The organism is Actinoplanes sp. NPDC023714, from assembly GCF_040639855.1.
GTDB lineage: Bacteria > Actinomycetota > Actinomycetes > Mycobacteriales > Micromonosporaceae > Actinoplanes.
Genome location: NZ_JBFAAR010000002.1, coordinates 693512 through 709559, shown reverse-complemented (window position 1 = coordinate 709559; position 16048 = coordinate 693512). Strand labels below are relative to the sequence as shown.

The 16048-nt window shown below is 73.6% G+C and carries 19 protein-coding genes and 1 riboswitch; of the genes, 8 read left to right on the top strand and 11 right to left on the bottom strand.

Annotation, left to right across the window (positions count from 1 at the left end):
* The first annotated feature begins 127 nt into the window (after positions 1–127).
* Positions 128–694 carry a hypothetical protein gene (locus AB0G10_RS11245; protein WP_360918744.1) on the top strand — a complete coding sequence of 189 codons (567 nt, stop codon included), beginning with the start codon at positions 128–130 and terminating at the stop codon, positions 692–694.
* A gap of 58 nt (positions 695–752) precedes the next feature.
* Here AB0G10_RS11245 and AB0G10_RS11240 read toward each other — a convergent pair whose 3' ends face one another.
* Positions 753–1175 (bottom strand): CAP domain-containing protein, encoded by a 423-nt coding sequence (locus AB0G10_RS11240; RefSeq protein ID WP_360920700.1) that lies wholly within the window; start codon positions 1173–1175, stop codon positions 753–755.
* Between the two features lie 243 nt (positions 1176–1418).
* On the opposite strand from AB0G10_RS11240, the gene AB0G10_RS11235 reads away from it, so the two are divergent.
* The gene (locus AB0G10_RS11235; RefSeq protein ID WP_360918742.1) at positions 1419–2015 is read left to right on the top strand and encodes a hypothetical protein; all 597 of its coding nucleotides are present in this window, start codon (positions 1419–1421) and stop codon (positions 2013–2015) included.
* Here AB0G10_RS11235 and AB0G10_RS11230 read toward each other — a convergent pair.
* The 3 genes from AB0G10_RS11230 to AB0G10_RS11220 form a co-directional block, all read right to left on the bottom strand.
* Entirely contained in the window at positions 2012–2791 is a 780-nt protein-coding gene (locus AB0G10_RS11230) for a GNAT family N-acetyltransferase (RefSeq protein WP_360918741.1), read from the bottom strand. The genes AB0G10_RS11235 and AB0G10_RS11230 overlap by 4 nt on opposite strands.
* A gap of 80 nt (positions 2792–2871) precedes the next feature.
* Positions 2872–3738, bottom strand: a complete 867-nt coding sequence (locus AB0G10_RS11225; RefSeq protein WP_360918739.1) for a hypothetical protein — start codon at positions 3736–3738, stop codon at positions 2872–2874.
* A 156-nt stretch (positions 3739–3894) separates the two neighbouring features.
* Entirely contained in the window at positions 3895–4839 is a 945-nt protein-coding gene (locus tag AB0G10_RS11220; RefSeq protein ID WP_360918738.1) for a LysR family transcriptional regulator, read from the bottom strand.
* 68 nt (positions 4840–4907) lie between these two features.
* Here AB0G10_RS11220 and AB0G10_RS11215 point away from each other — a divergent pair, with 68 nt between their 5' ends.
* Both AB0G10_RS11215 and AB0G10_RS11210 read left to right on the top strand, forming a co-directional pair.
* The gene (locus tag AB0G10_RS11215; RefSeq protein ID WP_360918736.1) at positions 4908–5798 is read left to right on the top strand and encodes an EamA family transporter; all 891 of its coding nucleotides are present in this window, start codon (positions 4908–4910) and stop codon (positions 5796–5798) included.
* A 104-nt stretch (positions 5799–5902) separates the two neighbouring features.
* The gene (locus AB0G10_RS11210; protein ID WP_360918734.1) at positions 5903–6934 is read left to right on the top strand and encodes an LCP family protein; all 1032 of its coding nucleotides are present in this window, start codon (positions 5903–5905) and stop codon (positions 6932–6934) included.
* A 21-nt stretch (positions 6935–6955) separates the two neighbouring features.
* On the opposite strand, the gene AB0G10_RS11205 is transcribed toward AB0G10_RS11210, so the two are convergent.
* Complete coding sequence (locus AB0G10_RS11205; protein WP_360918732.1) at positions 6956–7156, bottom strand: CbtB domain-containing protein; 201 nt, start codon at positions 7154–7156, stop codon at positions 6956–6958.
* A 63-nt stretch (positions 7157–7219) separates the two neighbouring features.
* A riboswitch (cobalamin riboswitch) is annotated at positions 7220–7283 on the bottom strand.
* Positions 7284–7382: 99 nt separating this feature from the next.
* A complete protein-coding gene (locus AB0G10_RS11200; RefSeq protein ID WP_360918730.1) occupies positions 7383–8330 on the bottom strand; it encodes a DUF4034 domain-containing protein in 948 nt (315 codons plus the stop codon).
* Between the two features lie 60 nt (positions 8331–8390).
* On the opposite strand from AB0G10_RS11200, the gene AB0G10_RS11195 reads away from it, so the two are divergent.
* Both AB0G10_RS11195 and AB0G10_RS11190 read left to right on the top strand, forming a co-directional pair.
* Entirely contained in the window at positions 8391–8897 is a 507-nt protein-coding gene (locus AB0G10_RS11195) for a SigE family RNA polymerase sigma factor (protein ID WP_360918729.1), read from the top strand.
* Entirely contained in the window at positions 8894–10033 is a 1140-nt protein-coding gene (locus AB0G10_RS11190; RefSeq protein WP_360918727.1) for a hypothetical protein, read from the top strand. Before AB0G10_RS11195 ends, AB0G10_RS11190 begins: the two co-directional genes overlap by 4 nt.
* Positions 10034–10110: 77 nt before the next feature.
* Here the strand turns inward: AB0G10_RS11190 and AB0G10_RS11185 are convergent, their stop codons facing one another.
* The 4 genes from AB0G10_RS11185 to AB0G10_RS11170 are packed head-to-tail and all read right to left on the bottom strand — an operon-like array spanning position 10111 to position 13690.
* Positions 10111–10251 (bottom strand): hypothetical protein, encoded by a 141-nt coding sequence (locus AB0G10_RS11185; RefSeq protein WP_360918725.1) that lies wholly within the window; start codon positions 10249–10251, stop codon positions 10111–10113.
* Positions 10248–11192, bottom strand: a complete 945-nt coding sequence (locus tag AB0G10_RS11180; RefSeq protein WP_360920697.1) for a DUF2332 domain-containing protein — start codon at positions 11190–11192, stop codon at positions 10248–10250. Before AB0G10_RS11180 ends, AB0G10_RS11185 begins: the two co-directional genes overlap by 4 nt.
* A 60-nt stretch (positions 11193–11252) precedes the next feature.
* Positions 11253–12560: a peptidoglycan-binding protein gene (locus AB0G10_RS11175; RefSeq protein ID WP_360918724.1), complete on the bottom strand. Its 1308-nt coding sequence runs from the start codon at positions 12558–12560 to the stop codon at positions 11253–11255.
* The gene (locus AB0G10_RS11170) at positions 12560–13690 is read right to left on the bottom strand and encodes a hypothetical protein (protein WP_360918722.1); all 1131 of its coding nucleotides are present in this window, start codon (positions 13688–13690) and stop codon (positions 12560–12562) included. The genes AB0G10_RS11175 and AB0G10_RS11170 overlap by 1 nt, the downstream gene beginning before the upstream one ends.
* A gap of 205 nt (positions 13691–13895) precedes the next feature.
* Here AB0G10_RS11170 and AB0G10_RS11165 point away from each other — a divergent pair, with 205 nt between their 5' ends.
* On the top strand, positions 13896–14543 hold the full coding sequence (locus AB0G10_RS11165) for a response regulator transcription factor (protein WP_360918720.1): 648 nt from the start codon (positions 13896–13898) through the stop codon (positions 14541–14543).
* The gene (locus AB0G10_RS11160) at positions 14515–15051 is read left to right on the top strand and encodes a GNAT family N-acetyltransferase (RefSeq protein ID WP_360918718.1); all 537 of its coding nucleotides are present in this window, start codon (positions 14515–14517) and stop codon (positions 15049–15051) included. The genes AB0G10_RS11165 and AB0G10_RS11160 overlap by 29 nt, the downstream gene beginning before the upstream one ends.
* A 253-nt stretch (positions 15052–15304) precedes the next feature.
* On the opposite strand, the gene AB0G10_RS11155 is transcribed toward AB0G10_RS11160, so the two are convergent.
* Entirely contained in the window at positions 15305–15976 is a 672-nt protein-coding gene (locus AB0G10_RS11155) for a response regulator transcription factor (RefSeq protein WP_360920694.1), read from the bottom strand.
* Positions 15977–16048 lie beyond the last annotated feature (72 nt).

Below are 16048 nucleotides of genomic sequence, written 5' to 3'. Positions count from 1 at the left end.
AGCGTCGGGCGCGACGGGGAGTAGACGCTCATTCCGTACGGATGGAAGTGCTCCTCCGGCAGCCGGCGAGGAACATCGTGGTCCAATCCATCGATCGGAAGGGAACTGCACCACGATGGTGATCTCCATGCACGCGGTCGTCGAGGTGCCCTGGCCCGGCGCGGACCGGCCGCCCTGGCCAGTGGCGGACCTCGCCCCCGGATCGTGGCTCGTCCTCGGCGGCGGGTGCTCCGGCGCGCAGGCCGGGACGTTCGTGTGGGCGCTCGCCGGAGCCTGCGGGGACGGGACGCCGGAGGAGGTGATCGCCGGCCTGGTCGCCGAGGAGGCACTGATCGTGGCGGGCGGCCTGCGGGTCGCCGACTCGCGTACCGGCGCTGTGGTGACGCCCGGGTGCTGCGCGGGCCTGGAGGACTGGCGGGACTGGGCCACCGTGCTCGACGGCGGCTCACCGTGGCTCGGGCACTCCCCGGATCCGGCGGTCGAGGTGGCCGGCGACGTGATCCGGGTGTGGCAGGACGGCGGGGCGGGCCGTCGGCGCAGCGCACGGGTCGACATCCCGCGCGCCGATCTGCCGGTGCTGCTGGACGGGGTACAGCGGGACCTGGCGGCGTTCCTGGAGGTGCTCGCGGGGTGGTCCGGGGCGCCCGCGCTCGTGCGGGCCGTCGACGACGCGCTGCGGATCAGCGGGCCGTAGAACAGGGCGATGCCCCAGCCGCAGGGGGATCGGCTGGGGCATCGCTGGCTCGGTCGGCTCAGTAGCCGAAGTCCTGGGTGTAGTACGGGGTGCCGCTCGCGGAGAACACCGCGCCGACGCCGACGGTCTTGGACTTGCAGTTGAGGATGTTGGTGCGGTGGCCCGGGCTCTTCATCCAGCCGTTGACGACCTGCGCGGCGGTGCGGTAGCCCCACGCGATGTTCTCGGCGGACGGCTTGGCGTAGCCGGCGGCCTTGGACCGGGCGACGAAGTTGGAGTTGGAGCGGCCGGTGTGCGAGAACTTGCCGGTCTGCGCCATCCACGCGCTGTGACCCCGGGCCGCGGTCGTCAGCTTGGCGTCGACGGTGAGGGCCGCGCAGCCGTGGGTGGTGCGCTGGATGTTGATGAGGCGGTTGATCTCGTTCTGCAGGACGGTCTCGCTGGCCTTCGGGGCGGCGGCCTGGGCGGTGCCGGCGGTCATCGTGGCGAGGCCGAGGGTGGCCGGGGCGATGAGGGCGGCGGCCAGGGCGAAGCGGCGAAGAACGTTGCGCAAGAGCGGTCCCTTTCGTCGGTGTTTCGCGGTTGCGCTGTTCTGTTCGGCCCGCATCCGGCCGACTCGATCACCGACCCGGTGCGCGTGCGTGGCGGAACGGTTGCCGGCTCCCCCTTACGAGCCGGAGTTTCGCGCCGGGGACCGCCGATCCGCCTTCTAGCATGATCGACTATGCGTACTTCGTACCCGATCGCCCTGGTTCTCGTCCTTGCGATCCTGGCCCCGAGCATGCCGGCGACCGCGGGCGCGCCCCCGGACGGCGACCTGCTGACCGCGAAGGATCTGCCGCGGCGGTATGCGGCCGCCGGCACGAATCCCTACGCCGGCGTCCTCGAGGTGCTCGACCACCCGGTCTGCGGCCTGAACCTGCCCGAGCCGGCCCGGACGGCGACGTTCGTGACCCGCGACCGGTACGCCCTCGACGTCGAAACCCTGACCGAGGAGCTGGCCGCACCGGGCGCCCGGGCCGCGCGGGACCTCGTCGCCACGGTGGCCACGCTGCCCGCGCGGTGCGCCACCTTCGAGACCCCGCGCTACACGGTGCACGTCACGCCGGAACCCCTCACCGTCCGGGACGCGACCGCGCTGCGGTTCTCGTTCTGGGTGAAGGCGGCCGGGTCGCAGACCACCTACGTCGACGTCATGGAGGCCGAGGTCGCCGTGGCGGCGCACCGGGAGCACACCGTCGCGGTCGTGCTGCTCGGCTACTACCGCAAGCACGCCGCGAACCTGGGGTCGGTGCTGCGCACGGCGATCCGGCGCGCCTAATCCCTTCCGAGGAGATACGGCGTGGTGGTGGTCAGCGCCGTGAAGCCGAGCCGCTCCAGGATGGGTCGGCTCTGATCGGACGCGTCCACCTGCAGATACGCGTAGCCGAGCTGGGCCGCCCGTCGCGCCCGGTGCGCGACCAGCGCCCGGTAGATGCCCTTGCCGCGCCAGTCCGGATGGGTGCCGCCGCCCCACAGGCCGGCGAACGCGGTGCCCGGATTCAGATCCATCCGGGCGGCGCTGACCGGGGTGTCGCCGGCCATCGCGACCAGCAGCTGGGTGTTCTGCGGCGCGTTCGCGAGCTGCGCGAGCAGGCGCGGGCGCAGCCACGGGATCGCGTGCCCGAAGGCCTCCTCGCTGACCGCCACCATCAGTTCGACGCCGGCGGCGTCGGTGACCTCCATGATGCGTACGCCGGGAGGCGGCTCCACGCCGAGCCGCAACCCCCCGGCGGCGGCGACCATCAGCGTCTCCCGCTCGTCCGGGCGGAAGCCGACCGCGGCGAGGCGCTCGCCCAGGTCGGCGGGCCGGTCGTGGGCGTAGAGCTTCCACTCCAGCTCCCACCCGTGCTCCCGGAAGTACGCGGCCTCCCCGGCGATCGCGGCGCCCGCCGTCGTCTCGTCGAGGTCCGACCAGATGACGGCGTTCCAGTCCCGGTCACCGCCGACGTGCCGGACCACGTCCCCGACCCGCTCGATCCGGGTCGTCGGGGTGTCGGGGCGGGCGTCGAGACGCATCTGCCGGTCGTACAGGGCCAGCACAGCTTGTTGATCCACCCGCCCACCGCAGCACCCGCGGATCCGGGAGGCAACGCAATTACCGACCCACCGTCCTAGGACGCCCTAGGCGTGGTGGGTCACCCGTGCCGGTGGTGCTTCTTCACGAAGGTGTAGCCGGGCGCCAGCGGCTCGTCGATCTGCGCGGACTCCATGGCCCGGGCGTGCAGCGACTGCTGCCGCTCGGTGGCCTGCGCGCCGGGCGGCAGCTTGCGCACGAAGCCTTTCACCCAGTGGTCGCGGCGTTCGCCGCCGCCGTCGCCGCCGAACTCGCCGGGGTAGGGGGCCGGTTCGACGAGGGGGGCGTAGAACAGCATCTCGGCCTGCGCCTCGTCGCCGAGCGGGGGATAGGAGGGGTAGCCGTCGGCGTTGAGGCTGCCGGTGACCCGGGTGACGTAGCCTTCGCGCAGCAGCTGGTCGACGGCGTTCTTCAGCAGGAACGTGCCCTTCGCGCCCCGGCCGAGGCCGCAGGCGGCGGCGAGCCCGTCCTCGGGATAGAGGGCGCTGCCGTCCTCGAACACCCGGCCCTGCCGGCGGACCACGTTGAGCACCTGGCCGCGGTTGGAGCGGCCGGGGTCGAACTCGCGGGTGACGATGCGGGGGTCGTACTCGTGGAAGTAGTCGACGCCGTCCACCCGCATCGGGTCGTCGAGGACCATGGTGCGCAGGTGGAGCTCGCCCTTCGCGGGCTGCCAGGAGATCGTCACGAGGGTTCCGGGCCGGACGTCGGGCGGCCACACGATCCCGCCGAGCCGCCACCCGATCTCCTGCTCGAGGGTGCTCGCGAAGGTCTCCCCGGCCGGGTCGAGCCCGTGCATCCGGTGCTCGATCACGACGGTGATGGTCGCGTCGTGCGGCAGCCGGGTGGCGAGGTCCTCGGGCACCGGGCAGACGCCGTCGTCGATGTCGGTGCGCGTGAGCGCGTGCCGGCGGTTGACCGTCCGCATGCCGTCCCTTCCTCAGCCAGGATCCGCGCAGTTCAAGATACCCGCCACGCCACCATCCTATCTTCCTAGGATGCTATAGAGGATGTGCGCCCCGGCACGGGGGACAGGTGACAGCTCCTCAAGAACAAAAAGGAATCAACGACATCCCTCAGAAGATCAAGAGCTTTCCCGGGTACGGAGGTAAGCGTCCCGGCTCAGCCGGATCAGGTCGTCCAGCTGGGCCGGCGGGTCGTCGCGCCACCAGGCGAGCCATACCTCGATCTGCGGCACGGCACGCAGCATCCGGTAGGCGACGCCGGGCCGGGGGTTCTGGTTGGCGGTGGCCTCGGACGTGATGCCGACGGCCTGGCCCGCGGCGATCAGGGTGAGCCATTCGTCGACGCCGTGGGTGGCGCGGACGGCCGGGCCCTGTCCGGCGGGCCACAGGTCGGGCGTGGTGGTGCCGGTGCGGGCGTCGATGGCGACGGTGTACCGGGTGAGGTCCTCGACGCGCAGGGTGCGGCGGCGGGCCAGGGGGTTGTCGGTGGCGATGGCGGCGCAGCGGTTCTCGAGCCCGATGAGCGCGGTCGCGAACCGGGGATCGCTCAGCGTCGGATCGACGGGCGCGGGCCGGCCGGCTTCCCGACGGTCGCTGCTGACTCCGGCCACGCCGGTGGGGGCGGGCAGGCCGCGGCGGACGACGGCCACGTCGGCGGCGCCGTCGCTGAGGCCCGCGGTGACGGTGTTGGACTGGACGAAGACGAGGGGGGTGCCGGGCTGGACGGCGGCCCAGGCGCGCTGCAGCCGGCGGGTGTGCTTGCCGAGGGCGGCCCAGGCGTAACCGACGCGCAGTTCGGTGCGGGACTGTTCGGCGATGCGGTGCAGGTGGGCGGTCTCGGCGAGGATGCGCCGGGCGCCGGCGAGGATCTGGGCGCCGGTCGCGGTGGGTGCGATGTGCCGGGTGGTGCGCTGCAGGATGCGTACGCCGAGGGCGCTCTCCAGGGCGGCGACGCCGCGCGACACGGCGGCCTGGGAGACGCCGAGCTCGGCGGCCGCGTCGGTGAACGTGCCGGTGTCGGCGACGGCGACGAGGGCGCGGAGGTGCCGCAGCTGTACATCCATGCGCTGAGCGTATAAGTGGCGCGGCGGCCGTATTTCTCATCGGGGCCGGTGATCGGAAGACTTGACGTATGAGTGCGGATGTTCTGCAGCGGCCGGTCGCGGCGCCGGGTGGCCGGCGGCTGGCGGCCGGGCTGGCGACGATGACGGGCAGCGCGGCGTCCAATCAGGTGGGCGCGGCGGTGGGCGCGCACGCGTTCGGCGTGATCGGGCCGGCCGGTGTGGTGGCGGTGCGGCAGTTCGTGGCGGCGGCGGTGCTGCTGCCGGTGGCGCGGCCGAACCTGCGGCGGTTCACCTGGCGGCAGTGGTGGCCGACGCTGCTGCTCGGGCTGGTGTTCGCGACGATGAACCTGAGCCTGTACACGGCGGTCGACCGGATCGGGCTGGGCCTGGCGGTGACGCTGGAGTTCCTCGGCCCGCTGGCCGTCGCGCTGGCGGGGTCCCGTACCCGTCTGGATCTTCTCTGTGCTCTCGGGGCCGGCATCGGCGTGTACGTGCTGGTGCTGCCCGGTGGCAGCAGCGACTGGTTCGGCATCGGGTCGGGGCTGCTCGCGGCGGTGTGCTGGGCGGCCTACATCCTGCTGAACCGGACGCTCGGCGCCCGGCTGCCGGGTCTGCAGGCGCCGGCCGCGGCGACCACGGTGTCCGCGCTGATGTATCTGCCGGTCGTGGTCGTGCTGGTGGCGCGGGGGTCGTGGACCGGGACGGCCGTGCTGTACGCGGTCGGCGCCGGGGTGCTGAGCTCGGTGATCCCGTACGCGTGCGATCTGGTGGCGTTGCGGACGGTGCCGGCGCGCTTCTTCGGGGTGGTGATGAGCATCCACCCGGTGTTCGCGGCGCTGGCCGGTCTGGTCCTGCTCGGGCAGGTGCTGGCGGTGCACGAGTGGGCCGGCATCGGGATGGTGGTGGCGGTCAACGTGGTGGCGGTGGTCGCGGCGCAGCGGCGCGCGGCCCGGCCCTGACGACGGCGGACCGTCACCCGGGCCGGGGACAGTTCCCGGCAACTCCCGCCCCGCGATCCCCGGTGTGCGACGGTGCGCAGGTCGTCGGCGTTCGGGAGGTTCGGGTGGGGAAGCGTACGCGAGGGCGGCGGGCGCCGCTGCGCAGCCGGCTCGGGGTCGCGCTCGGCACGGCGCTGCTGGTGCCGGCGCTGGCCGCGGCCCCGGCGGCCGCCGACCGGGTGCGGATCGACGGGCCGGTGAACCTGCTGCTGGCCGGGATCGATCCGCGGGGAGCGCACGTGGCGCCGCTCGCCGACACGATCATCGTGGCGCACGTGCCGGCGGACCGGCACGGCGTGTACCTGTTCTCGCTGCCGCGGGACCTGGTCGTGCCGATTCCGGCGTTCCCGAAGTCGGGCAGCGCCCCGCAGCGCACGAAGATCAACGCGGCGATGGCGCTGGGCGCGCGGCGGGCGGACGGCGGCTACGACCCGGCGCAGGGTCTCGAGCTGCTGGCCCGGGTGGCCGGCGACGTCACCGGCATCGAGGACTTCGACGCCGGCGCGGTCGTCGACTTCCGCGGGTTCACCAAGGTGGTGGCGGCGCTCGGCGGGGTGAGCATGCCGATCGACCAGGACGTGGTGTCCGAGCACCGCAAGCCGGACGGCTCGGCGCGGGACCGGCTGCCGGAGTGCCGGGCGCCGGGCAGCGGGTGCCTGCGGCCGTACACGGGTCCGCAGAAGAGGTATCCGCAGAGCGCCGCGCCGGTGCGGCTGAAGCCGTGGGAGGCCCTCGATCTGGTGCGGCAGCGGTACGGGCTGCCCGGCTCGGACTACGACCGGCAGCGGCACCAGCGGCAGTTGCTCACCGCGGTGGCGCGGCGGCTCGGCGACGCCCGGCCGGGGGAGCTGCGCCGGGTCGCGGCGGCGGTGACGTTCGTGGGTGGCCCGCACAGCCTGCTGGACTGGGCGGCGGCGCTGCGCTCACTGGACGCCGACGACGTGACGACGGTCGGGCTGCCGGGCGCGCCGGTGTTCGACGGGGCGGGGAAGTACCTGGGGGAGCGGCTGGACGCGGCCGGGTTCTTCCGGGCGGTCGCGGCCGATCGGGTGGCGCCGTACCTGGTGGACCACCCGACCGCCGTGACGTTCGACTGACTGCTCCCCGGTCGGGAGCCGTCAGTGGCAGGGGACGCCGAGCAGGTGCCGGCCGTCGTGCATGAGTTCGTGCAGGTACATGCCGGACTGCGAGAGCGCGCCCTGGTCGAACGCGACCAGGTAGGCGAGCAGCAGCATCACGCCGGTGACGGTCGCCGCGGCGGCGACCAGGCGCGGGGAGACGGCCGGAGCGGCGATCGTGGGGTTCGGGGCCTCGGGCACCGTGGAATCAACCTCCTGCGGGATGACGCGTCCCGTTCGTGGGGTCTGCGGCACACGTGAGCGTCCTGACTCACGGCACCCGGGGATGCCGTTCACAGTGGCGCGACCGCACCGGACTCTCACCGGTTTCTCTCACGTGACCGCAGCTTGGTCTCCACAACCTACGGGCCCGGCGGTCACCGGCACAACAGTCCACGACCGGAGTGCCCAAGATCATTGCTCGCCCTCAGGACCGCAACGCCTTGCGCCGCGCGTCCTGGAAGGTCGCCTCCCCGCCGACATACCGCCACGGCTCCTCGTCGAAGTAGGGCCCGATCGCCGCGAACACCGCCCCGGCCCGCTGATGCTGCCCGGCCCGGTGCATCGCCTGGGCCAGCAGGTTCAGGTCACCGAACCACAGCGCGTGCCGCCGATCCGATTTTTCGAACCATTCCGTGTACGCGGCCCGCACGTCACCCTGGAACCGGGGGTCGTCGCGCTGTTCCCGGATCACCCGCAGTGCCCGGGCCATCGTCCCGGCGCCGTCGCCGTGCCGGGTCTGCCACAGCGCCCACTCGCTCGCGGCGGCCAGCGGCAGCACCCGCAGCGGCGAGCCGGCCGGGGCGGTGGCCGCGGTCTCGGCGGCGAACGCGAGCATCTCGGCGTGCGCGCCGGTCCGGGCCAGGTACGTGAGCCGGCAGCCGTGCCCCTCCCGGTGCCAGGGGTCGCGGGCCAGCAGCTCGGCCCAGCCGCGGCCGGCGGTGGCCCGGTCGGCGCCGAGCAGGGTCATCAGGATGAGGCGCTGCGCCCACGGGGTGGGGTCGTCCGGGGCGAGCACCGCGGCCTCGTCGTTGACCCGCACCGCCACCTGCAGCGACCGGTCCCGGGCGATCAACGATCGGGTACGCAGCAGCAGCGCGTCGGCGTTGCCCGGCTCCACTTCGGCCCACACGTCGGGCCAGGCGGCGTCGCCGTCGGCGGCGGTGGAGCCGGCGAGGACGGCGACGACGCGGGCCCGGCGGTCGTAGTCGTGCCGGAACGCGGCGAGCAGGTCCCGGGCCGGTCCCCAGTCGCCGCCGCGGGCCTTGCCGACGGCCTGCCGCAGCTCCGCGTCGTCCTGGGCCGGGTCACGGTCGACGGCGATGTCGGGGGCGCGGCGGCCGAAGAATCTCACGGCGACCGAGCGTACGGTCATCGATGAGAATTGTCGGCCCCGGTTGTCATTGTCCGGCGGCGCGGGAGGCGTCCTATCAGTGTGACGTTCGAAGAGTTCATAGCGGCCCGGCTCGGCGCCCTGGTGCGCTACGCCACGGTGGTCACCTGGGATCCGCATCTGGCCGAGGACATCGTGCAGAACGTCCTGGTCCGGGCGCAGTCCCGGTGGGGGCGGATCAGCCGGGCCGACGCCCCCGAGCACTACGTGAAACGCATGGTGGTCAACGAGTTCCTGTCCTGGCGCCGGCGCCGGGCCGCGCAGTCGGTGCCGCTCTCCGGTGACGTGCTGGCCGCGGTGATGCCGGCCGGGCCGGACGTGATCGCCGAGCGCGACGAGCGGGACGCCATGCTGCGGCTGATCGCCACGCTGCCGCCGAAGCAGCGGGCCGTGATCGCGCTGCGCTTCTACGAGGACCTGGCCGTCGAGGAGATCGCCGAGATCCTCGGCTGCCGCACCGTCACCGTCCGCACCCACCTGATGCGTGCCCTAGCCCGGTTGCAGACCGCGCTGCCGGCGACGCTAGTGACCACGGGAGACCAGCCGTGATGATCGAGGATCTGATTCGGGCCGCGCAGCAGGAGCAGGCCGGCCGCGCCGTACCGGAGTCCCGGGTGCTGGCGGGCCTGCGCCCGGCGCGCCGCCGCCGCACCCGCCGGCTGGCGCTGGCGTCGGCCGCGGGCGCCGCGCTGGCCGCCGCCGCGATCGTGGCGGTGCCGGTGTTCGTGCTGCCCGGCCCGGCCGTGGTCCCGCCGGCGCCGCTGCCGCCGGCCGCGGCGCCCCCGTCGCCGTCCGCTCTGCCGTCCGTGGCTCCCACCACCGTCGCTCCGTTCCGCGGGCTGCCGCTGGGCTACCGGCCGGGCTGGGTGCCGGACGGGTTCGCCGAGCACCTGCGGCAGGCCTGGATCGAGCAGGACGCGTTCGGGCCGACGCTGATGCGGGTGTGGAAGACCGGCGTCGGCAGCGGGGATCCGTGGGGCGGGACCGCACTCTCGCTCTATGTGCGGACCGCCGTCGACGACCCGGCCGCGAGCATGGACCGCAGCGGGCAGCGGGTCGACGTCGGCGGCCACGACGGGTGGTACACGCCGGCGCAGGGCGACAGCAAGTCGTCGGTGAACTGGGTGATCGGCGAGCACACCGTCCTGACGCTCGCCGCCTCGCACCTGGACATCGCGAAGGCCGACCTGCTGCGGATGGCCCGTTCGGTGCGCCCGGAGTCCGGGGTGTCCTCGTCCCCGCTGACCCTGAACTGGCTGCCCGACGGCTGGACGCCGACGAGCCTGGAGGTGAGCGGCCCGTCGGCGCAGCGCTGGCGGACGGCGGTCACCGCGGTCAAGACGCCCGCCGTCACCGTCACCGATCCCGGCGTCACCGATCCCGCCGCCACCGATCCCGCTGCCGGCAAGGAGAAGGCCCGCGTGGGCGCCGGCGAGGTGACGGTCACGGTCGGCGAGTCCACCGACGCCCCGGACGGCGGCCGGCAGCTCACCGTGGCCGGGCGCCCGGCGCGGCAGCCCCAGCGCACCGACGAGGCCGGGAAGGGTCTGCTCTACCTGGTCGTCGACCTCGGCGGGGGCCGGCTCCTGACGCTGACCGGCACCGGCCTGACCCTCGACGACGCCACCCGGATCGCCGAGCAGCTGCAGATCCGCCCCGACGGTCTGGACTGGCTCGGCCGCTGAGCACGCCTCGCCCGGGTCCAGGCGGTCGCGCGCGCCTGGACCCGGCGACCGGGGCAGCGCGGTCCACGCCACGTGGGTCAGCCGAGGGTGAGGGGGCGCAGGCCGAGTTCGGTCAGGCGGGTGCGGCCGGTGGGGCGTCGCCAGTGGGGTGGCCGCAGTTCGCTGAGGACGGTCGCCGCCACGTGCGCTTCGGCGTACAGAAGATGGTGTTGATTCATGCGAACCAGGACATCGCCTGGCCGTGGCCGCGGGCCCACGCCTTCGGGACGCCGTCGAGGGCGACGACGTTGTGCAGGGTGTCGTCGGGCGCGGGTGGCAGCGGGCCGAGGTCGAGGACGTCCGGGGCCTCCACCGAGATCCAGTGGCCGGGCAGGGTGGCGACCAGGGCGGTGAAGGCGGCCCGGCGTGCGGGCGGGACCTGGTAGAGCACCGAGGTGTGGAAGACGACCAGGGTGGCGCCGGCCGGGGCCTGCCGGGCGAGGCCGAGCAGGTCGTCGACGAGATCACCCTGGATGACCGTGGGCGGGTCGGCGGCGGCGACGGCGGCGGCCTTCTGCAGGCGGTCGCGGCGGTGGTGGTGCTCGGGCCAGATCAGCGCCTCGAGCCAGGCCACGTCGGCGTCGTCGGCGACGTCGAGCGGGTTCAGGTCGAGGCCGGCCCGCCAGACGATGCCGGGGGTGGTGGCGGGCGGGTCGATGCCGGTGAGGTCGCAGGTCAGGACGGGTCCGGTGCCGCCGAGGCGGTGGTCGCCGTACTGGTAGGTGTAGCGGTCCGGGTACAGCCCGAGGCCGGCGGAGGCGCCCACCTCCAGCAGCGCGAGGGGCTGCGGCAGGCTGCTGAGCAGCGGCAGCAGCACGGCGCAGCGGCCGGCCTCGTTGGTCTGGGTGATCCGGGTGAGCAGGTTCTGCTCGATGGCCGCCCAGTTCGTGACGGTGAACTCGTGGAACGCGCCCGGGTCGTGTACCGGGCCGCCGAGCAGCCGGACCACGCCGAGCAGCAGGTTCGGCTGGCGTTTCGGCGCCGGGACGGTGGCCAGCAACTCCATGATCTGCGGGTCGTCGGAGATCGCCAGGGCGAGACGCTCGTAGGTGGGCGAGACGCCCCGGGCCTCCCGGGCGGAGAACTCGGCGTAGGTCGATGCGATCGTCACCCGCCCGATCCTGGCACAGCGGGGCACGGGCGCGACGCCCCGTGACCGGTGCGCCACGCCCGCGACTGATCAGATGTCGAAGGGGGTGCGGTCGGCGAGCCGCTGCGGGTCGGCGCCGAAGAACTGCAGGTTCGGTGTCTGGGTCGGACCCATCCGGGCCAGGATCGCCTTGTGGAACGTGGTGTAGGTGCCGGTGAAGGCGCCCCGGTCCCAGACCCGGTCGAGCGCGGTGGTGAACACGCCGTGCCCGCCGGTCTCCTGGGACAGCTGCGAGTCCTGGCAGCCGGAGATGAGCAGCCCGTTGCCGCGCACCGCGGTGCCGGCCGCGCGGGTCTCGGCCTTGGCGTCGGCGAGTTCCTCGGACTGCAGGTCGTTGGCCATCAGGTTGATGTCGAACGGCATCTCCCTGGTGGTGACGCCGAAGGTGGTGTCGTCGGGCCGGTCCAGCACCGCGACGGTGCCCTGCGGCTGCTGGCCGGGGAACCGGGGCACCGGCCGGGATCCGCCGCGCTGCCGGCGGGCGGAGCGTTCCCGCAGCTCCATGACGGCGACGGCGGGGCGGGGGAAGGAGAGGGTGACGTCGTCGCCGGGGCCGGGCCGGGGCACCGCCAGGTCGGTGTAGAAGGAGCGTTTGAGCTCGGCGACGTCGCGCTGCACCGGGTCCTGCATGTCCCGGTTGACGGTGCCGCTGTGGCAGGAGTCGGAGAGCATCACGATGCTGACGCCGGGGGCGAAGCCGGCGAGGGCCTGTTCGATCTCGTCGTCGAGGAACTGCCTGTCGAACAGCACCCAGGTCTCGTCCTGCTGGTCGTCCTCGGGGTCGGCGCCGGTGTTGGGCACCTGGCCGCCGTGCCCGGCGTAGGTGATCAGGAAGAAGCCGCCGGCGCGCAGCTGGCGGGCCGCGTCGGCGATGGCGGCCTGCACGCCGGCGGTGGTGGCGTCGCGGGTGAACAGCCGCCGGGTGGTGAACCCCTCGGCGGCGGCGATCGCCTCCATCGTCCTCGCGTCGTTCTCGCAGCCGGACAGCGCGCCGTTCCAGCCGCCGTAGCGTGCCGGGTCGACGGCGTTGAGGCCGATGTGCAGCGAGAGCGCGGCCGGCGAGCCGGCCGGGTTGCCGTTGGGCGGGGTGCCGCCGGTGGTGCCGGGCTGCCCGCCCGGGTCGCCGGTGGCCGGTTCGCCGGCGAGGGCCTCCCAGGTGCGGGGGCCGACGATGCCGTCGGCGACCAGGCCCATGGCCCGCTGGAACGCCATCACGGCGCCGCGGGTGAGCGCCCCGAACTGGCCGTCGACCCGGCCGGTGTAGTAGCCGAGATGTTGGAGGGTCTCCTGCAGCTTCGCCACCTCGTCGCCGGAGGACCCCCAGCGCAGCGTGGACATCAGTCCGCGTACCAGTAGAAGTGGACGCGCTGGCCCTTGAGCTGGCCGGTCAGGCCGCCGGTGGCGAGGCGGTACATGCCGGTGTGGATGCCGAACGCCTTGGCCTTCATGAAGACCAGGTAGCCGCCGGGCTGCAGCAGCTGCTGGGAGCGGATCCGGGTGGTGGCGACCTTGGTGCGGTCCTGCACGCCGATCTCGGTGATGAAGGAGCCGTTGTCGTCCTGCACCTGCAGGCCCTTCCACCAGGTCTTGTGCGGGGCGAGCTCGAGCACCAGCTCGGTCTCGTCCGGGGTGTCCAGCGGGGACATGCCGAGCACGGTGATGTTGTCGCCGTCCCAGAGCCGGCGGGTGGCCTCCAGGTCCTGCCAGGAGATGCCGGTGTCGCGGGGCACGTCGCGCTTGCTGGTGACCAGGGTGAACAGCTGCGGCAGCACCTGCTGGACGCCGCCGAGGACGGCCGACAGCGACGGTAGCACGAACCGCTGGGTGACCTCGGTGTCGATCAGCAGCGGGGCGTACTCGTCGACGTCGCGGCTGCCGACGACGCTGCCGAGCGCCTTGGTGGCCAGTTTGATCGCCTCGGGGGCGAAGGTGGTGACGGCGTCGGCGATGACCGAGCTGAGGAAACCCCAGCTGCGTTCCATCGTCTCGTCGTCGACGTCGCCGGTCTCGCCGCGGCTGGACCGGTCCTGCACGGTCTGCTGCAGGGCGCTGATCAGCGCCGGGGTGCACTGCTGGGTGAGCCGGGTGACGACCTGCATGAGCTGCTGCTCGTCGACGGCCCGGTTCATCTGCTCCTGGACCAGGGCGGCGTCGAGGGCGGCGTCGCGGCCGCCGAAGATGCCGCTGATGGCGTTGCCGATGCCGGTGCCGACCTGGGCGCCGCCCTGGCCGAACAGCCCGCCGATGGCGCCGCCGATCTGGGGTGCGACCTTGGGCAGCACCGTGGAGGCGATCGAGGTGACGGCGGGGATGAGCAGGTTGAGGAACCGGGGTACGAGCTCGGCGTCCACCTCGGTCACCGGCAGCAGCGGCGGGGCCGACTGCTGCTGCTGCTGCTGCTGGGGGGTGGTGCGGGTGCTCGCGCCGGTGCGTTGCGGGGCGCGGCGCGGCGACTGGGTACTGGTCATGAGAGGTCTCCCCTTGTCGGACTTTCCCTGACCGAGTCTCTGGCGACTACCCTCCGAATGTGAATGGATACGCTGGGTGCAATTGGCGGTGGACCGGGCCTGCGGTCACCTCGGTCCGCCGATCGGCCGAGGCGTGTTTCCGCCGCTCGCGCGCTGGCCGGGAACCGGTACGGCACGGCAGGTTTCTTCACATGGACGGCCTGCCATGATCGATACCTTCATCGTCGCCGAGATCGCGGTCTACCGGGAGGCGCTCGCCCAGGCCCTGCACGAGCACCACGGCATCCGGGTGGTCGCCACCGCCGCGAGTTGCCGCCACCTCGACCCCGACGCCCTGCACTGCCACACCGCCACCCTGCTCGTCGACACCGCCAACCTGGCGCAGGCCTGCGCCGCCATCCGCGGCGGGCCCCGGGTCGTGGTGGTCGGCGTGGGCGAGAGCGAGGCCGACATCGTCGCCTGCGCCGAGTCCGGGGCGATGGGGTACGTCACCACGACCGCCTCCCTCGCCGACCTGGCGGCCACCATCGTCAGCGTGGCCCGCGACGAGCTGCTCTGCCCGCCCCGCGTCGCCGGCGCCCTGATCCGCCGGGTCGGCGTCCTCGCCGCCGCGGCCCGCGAGGACCGGATCGGCGGCCGGCTCACCCCCCGCGAGCAGGAGGTCCTCGGCCTGCTCACCGAGGGCCTGTCGAACCGGGAGATCGCCCACCTGCTGTCGATCACGGTGGCGACCGCGAAGAACCACGTCCACAACATCCTGGAGAAATTGGAGGTGTCCAGCCGGTCGGAGGCGTGCGCGTGGGCGCACCCGCGAGAATGGCCGGATGCGCATCCGGGAGGCACGATGGTCTGAGCTGCCCGCCCTGCAGGCGATCGAGCGGGCGGCCGGCACACTGTTCCGCGACGCCGGGATGACGGCGATCGCCGACGACCCGCCGCCCCCGGCCGCCGTGCTGGGCGGGTACGTGGACGCCGGCCGGGCCTGGGTCGCCGCCGACGCCACCGACATCGCCGCCGGCTACCTGATCGCCGACGTCGTGGACGACCACCTGCACATCGAGCAGGTGTCCGTCGACCCGCGGTTCGGGCGCCGCGGCGTGGGCCGGCTGCTGATCGACGCGCTGCCCGGGGTGCTCACCCTGACGACGTTCGCCGCGGTGCCGTGGAACGCGCCCTACTACGCGCGGCTCGGCTTCCTGGTGCTCCCCGACGCGGAACTGACGCCGGCCCTGCGCGAGATCCGGGCCCGGGAGGCGGCGCACGGCCTGGACCGGTGGCCGCGGGTCACCATGCGCCGCGAGGCCCGGCCGGCCGGTCAGCCACCGGCCCGGGAGCCGGACTTGCGGGAGACCCCCGGTTGAGACCGTCCCCGGCTGAGACTTTTTCGGGCTCCGGCGGGAAGGTCCCGGTCGTGCGCGGCCCACTCTCCGGCCCGAGCTCCGGCTCCAGGTCCGGCCCGAGGTCCGGCGGGAGGGTCCCCGGCCCTGTGCGGCCCACGCTCCGGCTCCAGGTTTCGCGGAAGGCCGAGTGAGGCCCACTCCCCGGCTCCGACGGGAACCTCCCCCGCTTGATCGTGACCCACGCTCCGGTCGGGCGTTCGGCGGCGAGCTCCGCTCATTCCGGGGCCGCCGTGACCAGGCCGGTCTCGTAGGCGACGACGACCAACTGGGCGCGGTCGCGGGCGTTCAGTTTGGTGAGCAGCCGTCCGACGTGGGATTTGACGGTGGCCTGGCTCAGGGTCAGGTGCGCGGCGATGTCGGCGTTGGACAGGCCGCGGGCGATCAGGGTAAGGATCTCGCGTTCCCGGCCGGTGAGGCCGGCCAGCCGGCGGTGGAAGGCGCGCGACGGCCGGGGCTGGGCGCCGAACGCGGCGATCAACCGGCGGGTGACGCTGGGCGCCAGCAACGCCTCGCCGGCGGCGACCACGCGGATGGCGGCGACCAGGTCGGCGGCCGTGGCGTCCTTGAGCAGGAAGCCGCTGGCGCCGGCGCGGAGGGCGCCGTACACGTATTCGTCCAGGTCGAACGTGGTCAGGATGAGCACCCGCACGTCACCGGTCTCGCGGCAGATCAGCTCGGTGGCGTCGATGCCGGTCAGGTCGGGCATGCTGACGTCCATCAGCACCACGTCGGGGCGCTCGGCCAGGGCCAGGCGTACCGTGTCACGGCCGGTGCCGGCCTCCCCGACCACGGCGAAGCCGGGCGTGCTGTCGAGCAGCACCCGGAAGCTGTCCCGCAGCAGCGCCTGATCGTCGGCGATGAGCACCCGGATCGGCTCGGCCCGGATCGGCTCGGCCCGAATCGGCTCGGCCCGGGGAGGTTCGGCCCGGGGAGGTTCGCTTCGGATCGGCTCGGTCAC

Bases quoted from the DNA above. Each gene is read 5' to 3' on its own strand.
- AB0G10_RS11245 (WP_360918744.1), top strand. From the start codon at position 128: ATGCACGCGGTCGTCGAGGTGCCCTGGCCCGGCGCGGACCGGCCGCCC.
- AB0G10_RS11240 (WP_360920700.1), bottom strand. From the start codon at position 1,175: ATGACCGCCGGCACCGCCCAGGCCGCCGCCCCGAAGGCCAGCGAGACC.
- AB0G10_RS11235 (WP_360918742.1), top strand. From the start codon at position 1,419: ATGCGTACTTCGTACCCGATCGCCCTGGTTCTCGTCCTTGCGATCCTG.
- AB0G10_RS11225 (WP_360918739.1), bottom strand. From the start codon at position 3,738: ATGCGGACGGTCAACCGCCGGCACGCGCTCACGCGCACCGACATCGAC.
- AB0G10_RS11220 (WP_360918738.1), bottom strand. From the start codon at position 4,839: ATGGATGTACAGCTGCGGCACCTCCGCGCCCTCGTCGCCGTCGCCGAC.
- AB0G10_RS11215 (WP_360918736.1), top strand. From the start codon at position 4,908: ATGAGTGCGGATGTTCTGCAGCGGCCGGTCGCGGCGCCGGGTGGCCGG.
- AB0G10_RS11200 (WP_360918730.1), bottom strand. From the start codon at position 8,330: ATGACCGTACGCTCGGTCGCCGTGAGATTCTTCGGCCGCCGCGCCCCC.
- AB0G10_RS11185 (WP_360918725.1), bottom strand. From the start codon at position 10,251: ATGAATCAACACCATCTTCTGTACGCCGAAGCGCACGTGGCGGCGACC.
- AB0G10_RS11175 (WP_360918724.1), bottom strand. From the start codon at position 12,560: ATGTCCACGCTGCGCTGGGGGTCCTCCGGCGACGAGGTGGCGAAGCTG.
- AB0G10_RS11170 (WP_360918722.1), bottom strand. From the start codon at position 13,690: ATGACCAGTACCCAGTCGCCGCGCCGCGCCCCGCAACGCACCGGCGCG.
- AB0G10_RS11165 (WP_360918720.1), top strand. From the start codon at position 13,896: ATGATCGATACCTTCATCGTCGCCGAGATCGCGGTCTACCGGGAGGCG.
- AB0G10_RS11160 (WP_360918718.1), top strand. From the start codon at position 14,515: ATGCGCATCCGGGAGGCACGATGGTCTGAGCTGCCCGCCCTGCAGGCG.